The following is a 16,212-nucleotide window of genomic DNA, read 5'->3' on the forward strand; positions in this document are numbered from 1 at the left end:
AGGTGCAGATCGGGATGCTTGGACCGTTCGAGGTTCGCACGGACGGTGGCGTCCCGGTCGACGTGCCGGGCGCGCGGTTGCGCGGGCTGTTGGTCGCCCTCGCGCTCAGGCCACGCCACGTAGTCCCGAAGGCGACCCTCGTCGACTGGATCTGGGGTGAACACCCACCCGCTGACGCGACGAACGCCCTGCAACGCCTGGTTTCCCGGCTGCGGAAAGTGCTGCCGGAAGGGCTGGTCGAGGGGCAGCCCGACGGCTATCGGTTGACGGTGGAACCCGATGCCGTCGACGCCGTACGGTTCGACCGTCTCGTCGTCCGGGCCCGCGACGACGCGGAGCCAATGCGGTTACGGTGGCTGCGCGAGGCCCTCGCCCTGTGGCGCGGCGCGGCCATGCAGGACGTGGGTTTGCTCGACAGCGCGGCGTTTGACGCGGCGGTCACCCGGCTCGAGAGGCTACGCCTGACCGCCACGGAGGATCGGTTCGACGCGGAGATCAGCCTCGGTCACGGCGCGGAGCTGGTCACGGAACTGACCGACCTGGTGGCCGCGCACCCGGTGCGGGAGCGGCTGGTCGCTGCGCTGATGCGGGCCCTCGCCGCGACCGGTCGCGACACCGAGGCGCTGCTCGTCTACCAGCGCACGAGTGAAGCCCTGGCCGACGCGTTGGGCGTCGACCCCTCGCCGGAGCTCTCGGCATTGCACGTCGCGCTGCTGCGGGGCGAGGTGGGACTGCGGGAGGAGAACCGGAAGACCAATCTGCGTGCCGAGCTGAGCAGCTTCGTCGGCAAGGACGAAGGTGTCGCCGAGGTCGGCGCGCTCGTCGCCGAACACCGGCTCACCACCCTGATCGGGCCGGGCGGCTCGGGTAAGACCAGGCTGGCCACGGAAACCGCGCGTACGCTGCTCGACGATCTGCCGGACGGCGCCTGGCTGGTGGAACTCGCCGCCATTGGTGCCGACGGTGACGTGGTGCAGGCGACGCTCGCCGGGCTCGGCCTCCGGGACGCGCTGCTCGGCGGGGCGCCGAACGCGGAGCTGATCGACCGGCTCATCGCCGCGATCCGCGAGCGGGAGGCGCTGCTGATCCTGGACAACTGCGAACATGTGATCGAGGCGGCGGCGGCGTTCGCCCATCGCCTGCTCGGGGAGTGCCGGCGGCTGCGGATCCTGGCGACGAGCCGGGAACCGCTGGGCATCACCGGCGAGGCGCTGTGGCCGGTCGTGCCGCTGGCCCTGCCGGGCCGGGACGCCGGCCCCGGCGAGATCGAATCCTCTCCCGCCGTCCGGTTGCTGCGGGACCGGGCGAGCGCGGTGCGCAGGGATCTCGCGGTGGACGCCGGCACGTTGTCGACGTTGGCGCGCGTCAGCCGGGCGCTGGACGGGATGCCGCTGGCGATCGAACTGGCCGCGGCCAGGTTGCGCACCATGACCCTCGATCAGCTCGCCGCGCGGCTCGACGACCGGTTCCGCCTGCTGACCGGCGGCAGCCGTACCGCGTTGCCCCGGCACCGGACGCTGCGCGCGGTGGTCGACTGGAGCTGGGAGCTGCTGACCGACGCCGAACGGACGGTCCTGCGTCGGCTCTCGGTGTTCTCCGGCGGGGCGAGCCTGGACGCGGCCGAGCGGGTCTGCGCCGGCGACGCGGTCGAGCCGGAGGAGGTGCTCGACCTGCTCACCGCGCTGGCCGAGAAGTCGCTGCTGGTGGCCGAGGGTGACAGCGCACCGCGCTACCGCATGCTCGGCACCATCAAGGAGTACGCCGCGCAGCGGCTCGCCGAGGCGGGGGAATCGGACCTGGCGCGCCACGCGCATCTCGCCTACTTCAGCGAGCTCACCGAGGCCGCAGAGCCGCAGCTTCGCCGCGCCGAGCAGCTGGCATGGCTCGCCGTACTCAAAGTCGAGCACGACAACATCGGCGCCGCGATGCGCGGTGCGCTCGCGGCCGGCGAGGCGCAGGCGGCGATGCGGCTGGCCGCGGGCGCCGGCTGGTACTGGTGGCTCGGCGGCCACCGGACCGAGGGCATGGAGCTGATCACCGCGGCCACCGAAGTGCCCGGCGAGGTCTCCGACGAGATCCGGGCCACGGTGTACGCGCTCGTCGTGCTGTTCCTGAGCGCCGGGCCGGGTGACGAACACCAGGCGGCGGAGTGGATCCACAAGGCGTACCGGTTGAGCCGGCGCGGCCAGGGCAGCCACCCGGGGATGGCGCTCGTGGTCCCGCTGGAACGGATGTTGCGGGAGCCGGACGCGCTGCTGCCCGCCTGGGAAACACTGCTGGACCACGAGGACCCGTGGGTACGCGCGCTGGCCCGGCTGCATCTCGGCAAGACGCGGATCATCCTCGGCCAGGACGGGCAGGAGGTGGACGCGCATCTCGAGCGGGCGCTCGCCGAGTTCCGGGCCCTCGGCGAACGGTTCGGGATCTCGTTCGCCCTGAGCGAGCTGGCGGAGCTGATCGCCGTACGCGGTGAGTTCGCCGCCGCGTGCGAGCGCTACGAGGAGGCGATCGCGGTCGTCACCGAGGTTGGCGCCGTCGAGGACGTCATCCGGATTCGGTCGCGACAGGCGCGGCTGTACTGGTTGCGGGGCGATGAGGATGCCAGCGCGGCCGCCATAGCCGAGGCGCAGCGATGCGCGGAACGGGTCACGTGGCCGGGTGCGCTGGCCGACCTGGCGCTGGCGAAGGCGCAGCTCGCGCGCTGGGGCGGTGACGCCGAGGAGGCGTACAAGCAACTCGGAGTCGTGACAGGAATGCTGGGCGACGAGGCGGAGCTGGCGGGTATCCGGGCGGGCACGCACGACCTGCGGGGCTATCTGGCCGACGATGTCGACCAGGCGCGTACGCATCGGGTGGCGGCGTGTCAGGCGGCGCTTGAGGCCGGTTACGCGCCGTTGACCGCGCAGGTGCTCGTCGGGGTCGCGGACCTGGCGCTGCGCCGCGACCAGCCCGAGCAGGCCGCACGGCTGCTCGCGGCGAGCGCCGCTGTGCGCGGCCTGCCGGATCGTTCCCACCCGGATGCGGACCGGATCGAGCAGACAGTACGGCGCCGCCTCGGCGAAACGCGGTTCGCCGAGGCGGCTCGGGAGGGCACTGGGACGAGTTGGAGTCAGCTGGTCGAGGTCACGCTCGCTTCGTGAACGTGGAACGCGCCCACAGGTACCCGACGAGAGCGATGCCGACGCACCAGGCGAGGGCGGGGATCACGTCGCCGGCGGACGGCGCGCCGTTGAGGAGACCGCGCAGGGTTTCGATGATCGGCGTGAAGGGCTGATATTCCGCGAACTGCCGCAGGCCCGGCCCCATCTTGTCCGCCGGCACGATCGCGCTGCTGAAGAACGGCAGCATGACCAGCGGTACGGAGGCCAGACCCGCCGTTTCCGGGGACTTCGCCGCCAGGCCCAGCGCGACCGTGAGCCAGCTGGCCGCGAAGCCGAGTAGCACGATGACGCCGATCGCGCCGAGCCAGTCGAGGAAGCTCGCCGACGGGCGGAATCCCAGCAGGAAGGCCACCCCGATGAGGGCCGTGATTGCGATCAGGTTGGTCAGCACGGTGGCGATGACGTGACCGGTCAGCACCGCGTCCCGGGAGACGTGCATGACTTTGAACCGGTTGATGATGCCCTTCGTCATGTCGGAGTTCACCGCCGTCGCGGTGGATCCCAGCCCGTAGCAGACGGCCAGCAGCATCAGCCCCGGCGTCGCGTAGTCGATGTAGTCGACACCGACGTCGAAGGCGTTTCCGAACATGTACACGAACATCAACATGATCACGATCGGCATCAGGACCGCGTTGAACACCGAGGTCGGGTTCCGGGTGATGTGCTTGAAGTTGCGACGCAACATGACGATCGAGTGGGACCTGCTCATTACGCGGCCACCTCCGTGGTGCGGCCCGTCAGGGCGAGGAAAACGTCATCGAGGTCCGGGGTCTGCACGGAGAGCCCTTCGGCGCTGATCGCGTACTCGTCGAGCCGGTCCAGCAGGTCACGCAGTGACTTCGTGCCGCCGTCGCTGGGAACCCGCAGGGCCAGTGCCTCGTCGTCCCGCGTGGAGCCGCCGAGGACCCGCGCGGCCGCGTCGAGTTCGGCGACGGTGGTGAACCGGAGTCGGACGTGAGTCCCGGGGATCTGGCGCTTGAGCTCGTCGGGAGTGCCCTGGGCGACCAGCCGGCCCTGATCGAGTACGGCGATCCGGTCGGCGAGCTGATCGGCTTCCTCGAGGTACTGGGTGGTGAGGAAAATGGTCACCCCGTCGGCCACCAGGTCACGGATGATCGACCACATCGTGCGACGGCTGCGCGGGTCCAGTCCCGTCGTCGGCTCGTCGAGGAAGATGATCCGTGGGTTGCCGACGAGCGTCATCGCCAGATCCAGCTTCCGGCGCATACCCCCGGAGTAGGTCGACACCGGCTTCTGCGCCGACTCGACCAGGTCGAAGCGTTCCAGCAGCCCCGCGACGATCCGTCTGCCGTCCTTGGCGGGCACCGGGCTCAGGTCCACCATCAGCTGCAGGTTCTCCCGCCCGGTCAGCAGCTCGTCCACCGCCGCGAACTGACCGGTGACCCCGATCGCCGCGCGTACCGCCTTGGCCTGGGTCGCGACATCATGCCCGGCGACGCGTACGGTCCCACCGTCGGCCTTCACCAACGTGGTCAGCACGTTCACCGTCGTCGTCTTGCCCGCCCCGTTCGGGCCGAGCAGGGAAAAGATAGTGCCCGAGGGAACATCCAGGTCGATGCCGTCGAGCACGACCTTGTCCTGGTACGCCTTGCGCAGCCCCGCAACTTCAATCGCTGAACTTGTCATGCGATCACCATGGGCGGCCGGCCTGTCACCCGCCTGACGCGACCCTGACACGGCCACTGACACGGCGTTCTACGTCGTCCACGTCAGAGACGGGAGGCATCGCAATCAGCTGACCCGCCGATGGTCAACGCGCAATACTCAGTGGCCGGTGGGCCGGCCCGGCGGGGAGATTTCTTCGATGGCCAACTCAGCTCTGTTGGACCGCGCCCGAGACCTTTGGGTGACCCTCGCCGGTGCCGCCACCACCTTTCCGGCGAGCGATGTGCGGGTGACCGTCGCCGTCGGGTCGCGGTTGTGTCCGCCGGGGTGGGCGGGCATCGTGGTGTTGGGTGATGCCGGTATCGCCACCGCGCCGGACGCGGCGACCGCCCGGTTCCTGCGGGAGGCGCTCGCTGGCCGGCCGGCGCGTTCGGCCGTTCACGCGGAGCGGTGGAGCGGTGCGCCCGGAGTCGCCGACGTGCTCGGTCCCGCCGCTCTGGCATACCTGGACGAGAAGGAGTTCAAACCGGCGACGGCGGTGGCTGACGTCGAGTGGCTGCGGCCCGGGCATCCCGATATCGGTGAGCTCCTGGCCGGCGTCTCCGAGGAAGAGGCCGCGGAGAGCGGCATCGACGATGTCACGTCATCGGTCTTCGTGATCCGGGAAGGTGGGCGGCTGGTTGCCGCCGCTGGCTACCGCCGGTGGCCAAGCTCGGTCGCCCACCTGAGCGTGCTGACCAGCTCGCACTGTCGGGGCCGAGGACTGGCCGGCGCGGTGGCCTCCGCAGCGGTGGCCGAGGCGCAGCGGAACGAACTACTACCGCAATGGCGCGCACGCCCCGAGCCTTCACAACGGCTCGCCCGTCGACTCGGGTTCTGCCAACTCGGCACCCAGGTGAGCATCCGAGTCGCGGCCGACCACGCTTAGAGCAAACACTCAGCGACGGACAACGGGGACGGCGGAGGATCGCGCTCAGCGGTGCTGAACCCACAGGTTTTCCTCGACGTAAACGCCGCGGTCCCGTTCCCGATCGATCAGGACCAGGTTGAGCGCATCGGGGACCACATATTCCCGGGTAACCGGAAACACCATGTCCGCCCAGCTCTCCCATTCGGCGACGGTTCCTTCAATCACCATCGACCTCCGAGCTGGACAGAGCACGCGGGCGCCCATGCGTTGGTGGGTGCGGATCCACGGATCGATAGAGAGCCCGTCCGGGCGGGTCCATCCGGCGTACTCGGTCATCGATACCATCGGGTAGCGGTGCTTCCATGTCGGTCGAAGCGGTGCGACCACATGCGCGAGGCCGTCGATGTGCGCTCGTCGCGCCAACTCCTCCAGCACGACACCAGCCAGGCCGCGCTTGTCATGCGACGAGCCGACGGCGACCGCCATGAAGCTCAGGCTGGTGGGCTCGGTGCCTGCTTCTCGGCCATCCACCGCGCGGATCAACGCGTCGTCGTAGCCGGACGGCAGGTCGTTGACGGTGCCATCCCAGGCCATCGGGACACCCCAACCACCGGCGACGACAGAACCCTTATCGAGCACCATGACGTCATATCGCGCGAAATATTCCTCGACCCGGCCCATGTATCTCTTCGGCACGTCGTCGTGGAAAATGAACTCTGGCCAGCGTTCTCGGAACACGACGGCCGCCGCCTCGTGCAGCTCGGGCCGATCGGTGCGAGTCACGATCTCCACGCCGGTAAAATATCGGCGTCGCCAAGTGGACGCAACGCCGTCTCAGCGCGCTGCTCGCGGCAGTCGGCCTGTGGCGCGTCCAGCGCCGCGTCCGCTGGCCCACGCTGGCCATGCTACTTCCGACATGCGCCCTTGAAGGCTTGGGCTGCGGCCGGGCGGCGGACGCCTTGCGGGGCTTCCCGTGAGTATCTAGTCCCACCACATGCTTGACGAATCCGTCCCAGGACATGTTTGTCAGTGGGCCTAGGAAGCGTGCCCATGGCCGGGGCCGGTGGACGCAGACGTCAGCGCATGCCAGAGCCGTTGGTATTCGGCTGGTTCGCCGATCGCGGCCCGCTGCTGTGGGTGGTCGACGTAGTGCCGGATCGTGTCGGCGAGGAACCACGGGTGGACGTTGTCGATGCGCAGCCGCCGCCGGCCCAGCGGGAGGATGCCGTGGCGGCGTACCAGTTCCGGTCGTGCGTAGGTCAGGGCCAGGGTGGAGGCCCCGACTGCGGGCCGGAACGGGCGGCCGGGTGCCAGGGCCTCCCACGGCACCATCAAGGAGCCGGTGACATCGCGTTGACAGACACCGTCCGGTCGCACTTCGAGCGAAACGCCGCGCCAGCCGCCGGCAACCTGTACACCGACGGCGAGGAGGAGCAGGAACGGCAACACCATGAACAGGCCCCCGACGACTTCGCCAAGGTGGCCAGTCACCAGCAACTGCGAGGCCATGAACGTGAGCATCACGGCCACGAGGATCTGGGACGCGCCCGGTTCGGTGGCGAACGCCCGAACCTCGGGCTTGACCAGTAAGGCCGCCGGACGTGATCGACCAAGGGCAAGCGCACCCAGCACGCCGACGAGGAAGGCCGCGATAATCAGTATCAATTCCAGCCAGTCTGACAGCCGACGGCCCCAGGCCAGGCCCACGCCCAGGACAAGCGAAAGGGTGAGGATCAGCCGCCGGTAGCGGACCGTGACGGCGAAGAGTGCGGCCAACATGTCGGGAGCGTAGTCGACCTCACCCACCCCCCTTGGCCCCTCAATTTCCAGATCTTGTCAAACATCTGGTGGGACGCCACTGTCAAGCACCTCCCGTGACACGACACGGGGCTTCCCGTCAGCTGTTGCCGAATTGACCTTTATCAGATCAAGGCGCTCCGCGCGGCGCGGGACGGGGCGCGGTAACCGGCTCCTGCGGAGCCGCCGCCCCGGCCGCCTACGGCGCCGGGGCGGAAAGTCAGCCGGCCCGAACCCCACGCCCCGCCCCGCGCGTCACCCCTGGGTCAGTAGGTGACCCGGTGACGAGTCCCGCAGTTGACCAAGGCCAAGCCGACACGCCCTCACCCGTTCTCTGCGTTCCAGATACCCATGAGAGCCGGAGGCCACCGGCGGACGGAGTTGCCGAACGATCCGTACGGGGCCGCTGGAGCCCCATGGAGGGAAGGGTGGAGGTGGTGGGAGGGGTGAGAGGTGTGGGAGAAGACGGGCTCAGAGCTGTGCCTCCGGCGGGGGCCAGACGACTCCAGGATGGATTTGCCGAACGGTTCCGGGCCGTGGGCGGTTGAGGTGGGAGACCATCCCGTCAGCCACCGACCCAGGCAAGCCGAGCAGACCAGGGCCAGGGTGACAAGGTCGTACGTCCAGTAGGGCGCTCCACCTTGTCACCCTGGCCCTGGCCCGCTCCACTGTGCGTGGGTCGGCGGCAGACGGGATGGTAGTTGGAGCAGCTCGGGCTGCGCTCAATGAGCTATATTTGTCGATATGGACTACGACATGACCCGGCTCGGCGATAAGCAATTCGAACACCTTGCTCAGGCTCTCCTCGTTAAATACCTCGGGCTAAATGTCCAAGTGTTTGGTGCTGGCCCTGACGGGGGACGGGAGGCGACATGGCATGGTCCGGTGTCCGATCCACGGCTACCAGAGGGGTGGAACGGATACGGCGTGGCGCAAGCCAAATATATGAACAATCCCCGCGAACCCCGAGCAAATGCGGCATGGCTTACGCAGCAGGTCCGGAATGAATTCCACGAATGGACGAAAGCGGGGACGCGGCGGCAACGGAAACCGCAGTATTACCTAATCGTCACGAACACTTCCCTTTCGGCCGCTTCTGGCGGGGGAATCGACACGCTAACTCGCACTCTGAACGAGGATGCAAGAAAGTGCGGGCTTCGGTTCAAGGGATTTGCCATTTGGCATTACGACCAGATCAGAGTCCTCCTCGATGATTCGCCCGAGATCCGCAGCACTTATGCCGCTTGGACCACACCCGGTGACGTTCTTGCAAGCTTGATGCGAGACGCCAATGAGGGTGCACAGGATATTTCGGCCGCGCTCCGCGCACATGCGGCGAAAGTCCTTGTAGACGAGCGACGCTTAAACTTGACTCAGGCCGGGAGCGTTGGCGATGGACCTGTTGGGATCGCTGACGTATTTATCGACTTGCCGGCCTATCCCCCGGGTCGGGACGATGCAGAGACGGGGCTCCAGAAACTGGAGGGTCTGCGTCGCCCCGCCCTTCCCGGTATCGTGGCGGAGATTCTCGCGATAGGCGACCGAAAGTTTGATGAAAAGACGATTACGAGTGATGCGGCAGCGGGAAGAGCCAGTAGATCTGTGATCATTGGCGGGCCAGGCCAGGGAAAGAGCACCGTAGGCCAATACCTATGTCAGATGTACCGTGCGGCCTTCCTGGAAGGAAGTCCGATTACGGCATTACCCGAGGTGAGTAGCGTACGAAATGCAGTTCTGACGCACGCCACCAAAATCGGGCTACAACACCCTGGTGCCCGCCGTTGGCCGATCAGGATTGTCCTGAGCGATTTTGCCGACAGGCTATCAGGGAATACGTGCACCTCGGTTCTCGACTACATAACCCAGCAACTGGCAGCAAGGTCAGGCTCAGATGTGACCCTTTCCCAAGTCCGTGCTTGGCTACGTGGGTATCCGTGGTTTGTTGTTTTCGATGGCCTAGACGAGGTGCCAGAAGCGAGTAATCGGGCTCAGGTGCTTACGGCAATCAGTGACTTCTTCATCGATGCACGCAGTGTGAGTGCTGACGTTGTGGTTGTGGCAACATCGAGGCCCCAGGGCTACAACGACGATTTCGGCCGAGACGAATGCCGTCACTATGACCTTTCGCCGTTGCCGCCCAGCTTGGCTCTCTCCTATGCGAAGCGCCTGATCGCCGTTCGAACGGGCGCTGGTAGTGATCGAGGGCGACAGATCGAGAAACGATTCGAGAAGGCATCCAAGGAAGACACGACCTCGCGTCTCCTAACTACGCCACTGCAGGTCACAATTCTTACCCTTTTGCTTGAGCGGCTTGGACATGCACCACGAGACCGATGGCGGCTATTCTCCCAGTATTACCGAGTAATCTACCAACGTGAACAAGAGAAAGGTGGCGCGCTCGCAGAGCTGCTTGATACTCACGAATCCGACGTGCATGCGATCCACTACAAAATCGGACTGCTATTGCAGCAGAGAGGTGAGAGGTCTGGAGACACGAGGGGCGCGCTAACCAAAGCAGAGTTTTCGCAAATCATCGCTGAGCGGCTTGAGTCGCAGGGTAATGAACGTGCGAAAGCTGAAGGGTTAGCCAACCTCCTGATCTCACTTGCGACGGATCGTCTTGTTTTTCTCGCAGTCCTGCGCGATAACGAGATTGGGTTCGAGATTCGAAGCCTCCAAGAGTTTATGGCCGCTGAGGCGCTCCTTGCCCGGCCTGACAGGGTAGTGGTCGAAGGTCTGAGAGCGATTGCGACCGCCTCCCATTGGCGCAACGTATTCCTTTTTGCCGCTGGTCGGGTGTTTGCCGTTGCGGATAAGGAGCACTTGCGGTCGGAGATTACGAACATGTGCGCGGACCTGAACTTGGATACGCCGCTGCACGAGGCTACTTTGCCGGGCAGTCGTCTTGCGCTACATATTCTTCGTGAACGTGTGACCAGCACGCAGCCAGCTTTCAGTAGGGTCCTCGCTGGCCATGCTTGTCAAATCCTTCGTCTCCCGCCCCAAGTGGTGCGGAGCTTAGGCCTCGAAGACTTGGCCTCCCTTGACGTAAAACCGCAACTCATGGCTGCCTTGGAGGATGCAGCTAGCGGATCGCCATCGCGTCAACTTTCGGCGATCCCTGTGCTGTCGCCGTTGGCTGATTCAGGAGACGAATCGGCGCGCTCCCGCTTGGTCGAATTGATCGAGAACAGTAGTGCTGAGTTCCGGGCAGAGTTGCTGGCCGACGTTTATACTTTCGCATCTCCCAGCCTGGCTGAGCTATTGAGGGACGATATCTCGGCCGAACCGCCTAGTAGGATTCTGGAAATAGCATCCCACTATGAACGCGAAATCGAAGATTCCATCAAGCTTGGTGAGCCGTCTTCTGCCCTTCCGATCCATACATCTGTTCTGCTGCGACATGGCATCGAGTTCGCGGACAGGTTCCATGGGGATGCGCCGTTAGCAGAACTTCTTGAGGATCGCGTTTCGGTGCGGGTTCCTACCCTTTGCAGAGAGGAGGCCAAAAACCCCAACCTTCCTCTGCGGAATATTCCTCAAAGTGAGGGTCCGTGGTCCATGATGCGGTTATTCGCTGAGTTCAGCTTGACGCCGTCTGCTGCATCATTGGCGCAGGCTCTCGAAGCGGCTGCCGAGAATGTTAGCGAGGCTGTGGCTGTCGCCGGACTTTTCCCTTGGCCCCTTGCGGCCTGTATTGCTGAGGTCGATCGGCGTTTAGGAGCTGCCTCCGGAAACGGGTCCGATTCTGCTGCCGAAGGCGTGAAGTCGGAAGGATCCTCAGACCGGCTGAAGGATCTCGCGCTAGCCGCACGGCAAGGCCTGTTGGGTGACATAGGCGACTGGGTTTCGGCTGAAGAGCGGTGGCGTGAAGAGTCGTGGTCGATTACTGATATATGCAGGGTGGCGACAACGGAGTCTTCCGGGAAAACACTTCAATTGCCGTTCGATGCTCAAATTGCCGAAACTGGAGCAGTGTTTTCGATTGCTTCAGTTGGTATTGCATATCCTGAGGCGAAGGGCGAGCACGAAAGCCTTTGCTCGTGGCTGCGGTCGGCCTACGAGTCATGTCGTTCGATGCCTGCGTCCCAAAATAAGGTGGCTCTCGCGTCAGCCCTCATTTTCATTTTCAGCGTTATCCACAGGCGAGAGGCTCAGTACCCTTTCGCTCCCTCAAAGCGGCAGGGCTACGGGATGATTGAGGAGGGCGGGTACGATCTCGGGCTCGACGCCTCTCAAGTATTCGAGCTTCTGCGCCTTGCCCCCCGCGCAGCCGCCCATCTCTCGGACTGGTTCCATCGCATGTCCAATTTAGATCTCCTCAGATTCGAGGACGAATTCTCACGCATGGGCGGAGATTCCAACCTTTACCTGCGGATTCCGGAAAATGGCGACCGGGTCTCCGCCGACTACTTTGGCCTGTGGGCGCGTACCAAAAACTGGCGGCTTGGCCGATTCCGGTTTCATCTATCGCCCGCACTAATTGCTATTGTCCCTGAACTCGGTAGCGAAGACCATCCCCTTGCGCGAAATCTGCAGGTGTTTGCAGAGGCTGTAATCTTGAATAACCATGGCATGGATGAGATGGATGACGAGTGGCTGAGAACGCGCGGCGAGTATCTTCTAAAGGTATGGTCCAGAGGCGGATACCCTAACGTCTCGCGTTCCGCAACGAGCATCGACAGTCTTGACCTCAATCGTCTCACCGCTTGGCTTACGCATGCCGTCGCTGCCAAGCGGGACTATGCGCTGGCCTCGCGGCTCGCTATCTATCTTTCCCGTCGGAGACCGACTCTGGCTGCCAACTTGGTTAAGGCCTTGTACGCGATTGTCGAGTCTCGTCCGGCCGGAGCCATTCCATAGCTATAGCCCTAGGGGAGACGTGGTGGCGGGCAAAGCGTTGCCCGCCACCAGGCCCGGACCAGAGCGAAGCGGGCGCCAAGGCGAGCATCCTGGGCCACGTCACGCAGCAGGTCCCAGCGAGGCCATGACGGTTGGAGATGGCCGAAAGACCAGCCTCTCAATCCGCTGGCTTCCGGCTGGCTCTGCTGGGGGCGCGAGCGCCGGTGCCCGGGCCGAAGTGTCTGGGAGCTGCGTCAGCGAGAAGTCAGCAAGAGATCCGGGGCTAACCGTCGTCAGGGGCTCTCCGGCGGTGGCGGGGACGCGAGCAACGGCACTAGACGACATGGCTGGTTGCCAGACGGTGGGTGAGATCAACATTCACACCGAAGAGGTCACTGGTTCGATCTCAGTGCCTCCCCCTCTATGTGGCTGTCCGCCAGGCTGATGAGTCCGCGACCCCTTCGAGTGGGGGCGGCTCGACGAGCGGTTTTGAACCGCCTCGACGTGCGTCCGGCCAGCTCGGTGATGCTCAGCTCGAACGCCTCTGCCTCGGTGACTGGCGGGACGGTCTCATAGTCGGACTCTGGCTGTCCGGCGACACTCGAAGATTCGTCCACTTTGGAATGCATGCCGGACTCTCCCGGTTGACCGATCGGCCCCCGGCTGGGGGCGATCAAGGTAACGGCAGGGATCGTGACGACGGCTGGGGATCGGCCACAAAGTGTCAATGGCTTCGGTCGCCCTTGGGCGTGACGAACGTGCCGTGCCCGGTGAAGGTCACCACTCGGCCTTCCTCGCGTAGCGCGTCGAGCGCGGCTCGCACTGCGCCACGTCGTACGTCTGCGCCAGCGTCACCTCACCGGGGAGCTTGTGCCCGGGTGGCCACTCGCCGTTGTCGATCTTGGCTCGGAGCGCGTCGGCCATTTGCTCGGCGAATGAGCGCGGTGACCACTGGCCGATTATGCCCATCGGCTCCCGCCTGTCCAGCCGAGCCGGACTGTCTATGGACCAGGCCGGCATTGGCCAACTTGCAAGCAAGCTGACGGCTACTCCTCGGCGACGTACAGCCCAGCACCCTGGACGCCGACGACGACACCCTCTGACTGGAGTAGCAGGACGGCCTTCTGCACGGTCGAGACGCCAGCCGAGTAGATCTCGGCCAGCTCGCGGTAGGTGGGCAGGCGGGTGCCGGGCTGGTACTCGCCAGCGGCGATGCGGGTGCGTAGGTCATCGGCGATGCGCCGATACCCCATCGGGATAGGCATGTTGTTCTCCGTTCGGCACCCCGATTTGATCACGTAGTTGACATCTCTTCAACCTCTTTGTTGTGTTTGGTGCCAATGACAACTAGGCTGCGTTCCGTGACCCCCGGGGTTCTCCGTTCGGCGACGGGAATCTGAGGTCACGCCCGGGACGGGTCGCCCTCGCGGCTCGTCCCGGTCCACTCCTACCTCCGGTTGAGGAGCCCCGCATGGTCGAGCGGCACACCGACCCACCCCCTTCCGGCGGACGGCGGGTCTCGTACGAGGAGTACCTGCTCGCCACCGCGATGACCCTCGCCCGACGACACCGGCCGGTCTGGTGCTGGCGGCGATGGTGGCGGGTCTGCCGGTGCGGTGCGGAGCTGCCGTGTCGTGCCCGGCACCGGATTCCGATCAATCGTGGTCACTGGCCTGGGGGCGGCAAGTGGTGAACGACGGCGCGACGGTGGCGATGTTCTCCGAGCCCACCGCCGTGCTCTTTCCGAAGGAGCTATTCGTGGGCGGTACGCAGCGCGATCGAGAAGCGAGCCAGGGCGAGCAGGCGGAAGCGGCGGAGCGGGAGGCGGCGAAGCAGCGGATTCTTGCGCAGGCTGAGGCGGAGCGAATACCGGTCGAGGAGACGACTCGGGCGGTGCCGGATCGGCGGTGGCGCCGTGAACGGTGACGTTCTGCCGATCGGGCGGCGGGTCGCCTATCTGCGGGCTCGGCGGAAGCTGTCGCAGCAGTCGTTCGCTGATCGGCTGGGGAAGTCGAAGAGCTGGGTGGACAAGGTCGAGCGCGGGGCCCGCTCGCTGGACCGGGTGTCGACCATTCGGGACATCGCCGCTGTTCTGCGGGTCGATGCCGCGACACTGCTCGGACACGGCGCCCGGCCAGCCGGGTTGGCCGAGTGCGGCGAGGGCATCGCGCGGATCAGGGCGGCGCTGTCGACGTACGAGATGGCGCTTGGTCGTACGGCGGTACGCCGCGAGGTGGTGTCGCCCGATCGGCTTGCCCAGGAGGTGGGGTACGCGTGGATCACCTACCAGCACGCCCGGTATCCGCATCTGGTCGAGCAGTTGCCGGCGCTGTTGACCACTGTTCAACGCGCCCACGCCGTGGACCCGGAGGTGGGTCGGGTGGCGGTGGTGGAGGCGTATCGGGTGACGGCGGCGCTGCTGGTGAAGCTGGACGAGGTGAACCTTGCGTGGCTGGCCGCCGACCGGGCGATGTCGGCAGCCACCGGTGACCGCGTGCTGGTGGCCGCCGCTGCCGTGCAACTCGGGCACGTCCTCCGGGCGTCGACGAAGGCGAGATCGGTGATGCTGGCCGCGGCGTACCAGATCGCTCCGCCCGACCTTGATGCCGGTACGCCGCAGGAGTTGTCGCTGTCCGGGTCGCTGCTGGTGCAGGCCGCCCTGATAGCGGCCAGGTCAGGCAACGATCGCGCAACCGGCGACCTGCTGGACGAAGCCGCCGAGATGGCCGCCCGGGTCGGCGACGGATACGACCATCATCGAACCGCGTTCGGGCCGACCGCCGTCGAGCTGGCCCGGGTAGCCGCCGCCGTCGAGTTGGGCGACGGGCCGGAAGCGGTCGCCCGGCACGAGAACGTGACCGAGCGGGACGGGTGGCGGTGGCTGCCGGTCGAACATCGGGCCGCGCACCTGGTCGACGCGGCCCGCGCCTACCTCCAGGCCGACGACTGCGCCAACGCGGCCCGGTTGCTGATGCGGGCCGACAGGATCGCACCCGCCGAGATACGGCACCGGCCAGCGGTACGGGATGTGGTCGCTCAGGTCGCGCGCGATCCGGACGCCCCGGCGACGATCTCTCAGCTCGCCATCGGTCTCGGCGTGATCTGAGCAGTGCGGAACGGCCGCGCCGCGCCAAGGGCGTTCAGCCCCACGCCCCAGATGAGCAGTACGGCGAGCCACTGGATCCAGTTCAGTGCGCTCATCTGACCGGAGAGCAGGTGCCGGACGGTGGAATACGGCGTCAAGGCTTGGGCCGGTTTGAGGACGTCGATGGCGCCCAGCAGGAACCACAGGCCGAGCGGCAGGACGATGGTGGCGAGGAAAGCGACGGCGGGACGCCGCAGCAGCAGGCCGAGCCCGGTGCCCACAAGCTGGGCCACCACCTGGATGAGAACACCACCTACCGCGATGACTCCGACGTGCCGCCACGGGTCCGGAGCAGTCGACGTGGTGACTGTGAGGGCCGCGACGCACACCAGGAAGCCGAACAGGCCCACGATGGCGGCGAGCAGCGACGCGGCCAGCAGGGTAGGGGTGAGGCGGGCGGTCGGGGACGCCCGCTTCAGGTCGCGAGCGAGCAGGACGCCGAAGGCCGGCACGATGACGGACATCAGGCTTTGTGCCGCGTCGGAGAGCTTGGCGAAGGTGCGATCGCCGGGCGGTCCGCCCAGGGCAAGCCCTGCGGCCGCTAGCAATCCCAGCAGCAGGGTGACCGCGAGTAGAAGCCGGCGCGCCCGCGTCCCCTGGGTGCGGCGGAGGGCGTTGAGAGTGGCATCGCCGATGCCGGTGGAGGTGCCGAGGGTGTCGGGAATGCCTGAATCGGTCATTGCGTCCCCCGTTCGACAACAGGGCTTCAGTCTTTCCTATCGGGGCGCTCT

Annotated in this window: 13 protein-coding genes; 6 read left to right on the forward strand and 7 right to left on the reverse strand. The window is 66.0% G+C overall.

Annotation, left to right across the window (positions count from 1 at the left end; all coding sequences use genetic code 11):
- Positions 1 to 2 precede the first annotated feature (2 nt).
- Positions 3 to 3,140: a BTAD domain-containing putative transcriptional regulator gene (locus tag AB0C02_RS17910; RefSeq protein WP_357549258.1), complete on the forward strand. Its 3,138-nt coding sequence runs from the start codon at positions 3 to 5 to the stop codon at positions 3,138 to 3,140.
- Here the strand turns inward: AB0C02_RS17910 and AB0C02_RS17915 are convergent.
- Positions 3,124 to 3,870: an ABC transporter permease gene (locus AB0C02_RS17915; protein ID WP_357549259.1), complete on the reverse strand. Its 747-nt coding sequence runs from the start codon at positions 3,868 to 3,870 to the stop codon at positions 3,124 to 3,126. The genes AB0C02_RS17910 and AB0C02_RS17915 overlap by 17 nt on opposite strands.
- Positions 3,870 to 4,808, reverse strand: coding sequence for an ATP-binding cassette domain-containing protein (locus AB0C02_RS17920; protein WP_357549260.1), 939 nt, complete (start codon positions 4,806 to 4,808; stop codon positions 3,870 to 3,872). The genes AB0C02_RS17915 and AB0C02_RS17920 overlap by 1 nt, the downstream gene beginning before the upstream one ends.
- A 178-nt stretch (positions 4,809 to 4,986) precedes the next feature.
- Between AB0C02_RS17920 and AB0C02_RS17925 the strand changes: the two genes are divergently transcribed.
- Positions 4,987 to 5,715 carry a GNAT family N-acetyltransferase gene (locus AB0C02_RS17925; protein ID WP_357549261.1) on the forward strand — a complete coding sequence of 243 codons (729 nt, stop codon included), beginning with the start codon at positions 4,987 to 4,989 and terminating at the stop codon, positions 5,713 to 5,715.
- A 45-nt stretch (positions 5,716 to 5,760) separates the two neighbouring features.
- Here the strand turns inward: AB0C02_RS17925 and AB0C02_RS17930 are convergent, their stop codons facing one another.
- Together AB0C02_RS17930 and AB0C02_RS17935 are read right to left on the reverse strand one after the other, a co-directional pair.
- A complete protein-coding gene (locus AB0C02_RS17930; RefSeq protein WP_357549262.1) occupies positions 5,761 to 6,489 on the reverse strand; it encodes a hypothetical protein in 729 nt (242 codons plus the stop codon).
- 243 nt (positions 6,490 to 6,732) lie between these two features.
- Positions 6,733 to 7,476: a hypothetical protein gene (locus tag AB0C02_RS17935; RefSeq protein WP_357549263.1), complete on the reverse strand. Its 744-nt coding sequence runs from the start codon at positions 7,474 to 7,476 to the stop codon at positions 6,733 to 6,735.
- Between the two features lie 762 nt (positions 7,477 to 8,238).
- Between AB0C02_RS17935 and AB0C02_RS17940 the strand changes: the two genes are divergently transcribed.
- On the forward strand, positions 8,239 to 12,357 hold the full coding sequence (locus AB0C02_RS17940; protein ID WP_357549264.1) for a hypothetical protein: 4,119 nt from the start codon (positions 8,239 to 8,241) through the stop codon (positions 12,355 to 12,357).
- Between the two features lie 756 nt (positions 12,358 to 13,113).
- Here the strand turns inward: AB0C02_RS17940 and AB0C02_RS17945 are convergent.
- Both AB0C02_RS17945 and AB0C02_RS17950 read right to left on the reverse strand, forming a co-directional pair.
- Positions 13,114 to 13,305: a GntR family transcriptional regulator gene (locus tag AB0C02_RS17945; protein ID WP_357549265.1), complete on the reverse strand. Its 192-nt coding sequence runs from the start codon at positions 13,303 to 13,305 to the stop codon at positions 13,114 to 13,116.
- 77 nt (positions 13,306 to 13,382) lie between these two features.
- Entirely contained in the window at positions 13,383 to 13,601 is a 219-nt protein-coding gene (locus tag AB0C02_RS17950; RefSeq protein ID WP_357549266.1) for a winged helix-turn-helix domain-containing protein, read from the reverse strand.
- 206 nt (positions 13,602 to 13,807) lie between these two features.
- Here AB0C02_RS17950 and AB0C02_RS17955 point away from each other — a divergent pair, with 206 nt between their 5' ends.
- From AB0C02_RS17955 to AB0C02_RS17965, 3 genes are read left to right on the forward strand one after another with little or no spacing between them, the layout of a single operon-like run.
- Positions 13,808 to 14,029: a hypothetical protein gene (locus AB0C02_RS17955; RefSeq protein WP_357549267.1), complete on the forward strand. Its 222-nt coding sequence runs from the start codon at positions 13,808 to 13,810 to the stop codon at positions 14,027 to 14,029.
- Entirely contained in the window at positions 14,026 to 14,262 is a 237-nt protein-coding gene (locus AB0C02_RS17960) for a hypothetical protein (RefSeq protein ID WP_357549268.1), read from the forward strand. Before AB0C02_RS17955 ends, AB0C02_RS17960 begins: the two co-directional genes overlap by 4 nt.
- Positions 14,252 to 15,442: a helix-turn-helix domain-containing protein gene (locus AB0C02_RS17965; protein WP_357549269.1), complete on the forward strand. Its 1,191-nt coding sequence runs from the start codon at positions 14,252 to 14,254 to the stop codon at positions 15,440 to 15,442. The genes AB0C02_RS17960 and AB0C02_RS17965 overlap by 11 nt, the downstream gene beginning before the upstream one ends.
- Here the strand turns inward: AB0C02_RS17965 and AB0C02_RS17970 are convergent.
- The gene (locus AB0C02_RS17970) at positions 15,412 to 16,161 is read right to left on the reverse strand and encodes a hypothetical protein (RefSeq protein ID WP_357549270.1); all 750 of its coding nucleotides are present in this window, start codon (positions 16,159 to 16,161) and stop codon (positions 15,412 to 15,414) included. The two genes, AB0C02_RS17965 and AB0C02_RS17970, sit on opposite strands and share 31 nt — an antisense overlap.
- Positions 16,162 to 16,212: the final 51 nt, after the last annotated feature.

The organism is Micromonospora sp. NPDC048999 (assembly GCF_040649295.1).
GTDB lineage: Bacteria > Actinomycetota > Actinomycetes > Mycobacteriales > Micromonosporaceae > Micromonospora.